At 52.2% G+C, this 747-nt stretch carries 1 protein-coding gene and 1 pseudogene; both read right to left on the bottom strand.

Going from position 1 to position 747, the window contains the following annotated elements; all coding sequences use genetic code 11:
• Positions 1–379 (bottom strand): hypothetical protein (locus R7Q09_RS25285; protein ID WP_318143838.1); only part of this gene is annotated, 379 nt, incomplete at its 3' end.
• A 96-nt stretch (positions 380–475) separates the two neighbouring features.
• Positions 476–747, bottom strand: a pseudogene (locus R7Q09_RS25280) (hypothetical protein); the annotation flags it as partial.

The following is a 747-nucleotide window of genomic DNA, read 5'->3' as shown; positions in this document are numbered from 1 at the left end:
TAAGCATCTGAACCTTGTCAGTGCCGGTCACTTGCAGATCCACTGCGAACCACGTCCCACCTTTGGTTACGGCCAGAACTTGCACCGCCCAGGGCTTATCCAGTCGTTCGGGCGGAGTGATCATGTTCGACACTTTGGCGACCGTCGCGGTTGAACCTACCCAGTGCTTGTCGAACGCAATAACGTTCAACGCTTCAAACGCATCCTTCGCAGCTTTAAACCGGCTACGGACAGCATCTTGTTGCTTCCAAGCCATGAACTGGAGAAGGGTCATTCCACCAGCCATAAGGGTGAGAAAACTCAAGCCATTGGCGGCAGCTACGACCGTCGCTACCAAGGACCCCAACATGACGAAGCGGTTATGTTTAAGCTGGGCCACTATTCACCTCCTATACCAACCAGCGTACAGGACTTTTCAAAAATGCAACCCCGCCTAGCTGCCCAATTCGGGCAACCCTGATTCAATCCAGAACTTTCACATGTGAAACTTTCCGCCACAGGAACAGGAGGTTTTTACCTGACCAGAACGGATGGATTGATAGCGGTGCCACAGCTTGACCACTTCTTTTTCGCTGAGAAGGTTTGTCTTGATGTAACGGACTCTAGCCCCGTCCGCTGTCTCAACAACGGTTCGGACATAGCCGTACTTGGCAACGGGTGCCTTGTACTTGTGTGACAGAATTACCCGGTAAACCGAGAGCTGGATAATGTCCGACTCATAGATGTGGTTTACCTGGCGCAGCTTGG

The sequence above is a fragment of the Vibrio sp. 2130-1 genome (assembly GCF_033339515.1).
The sequence above is the reverse complement of the archived record's forward strand: the minus strand, read 5'-3'. Positions and strand labels throughout refer to the sequence as shown.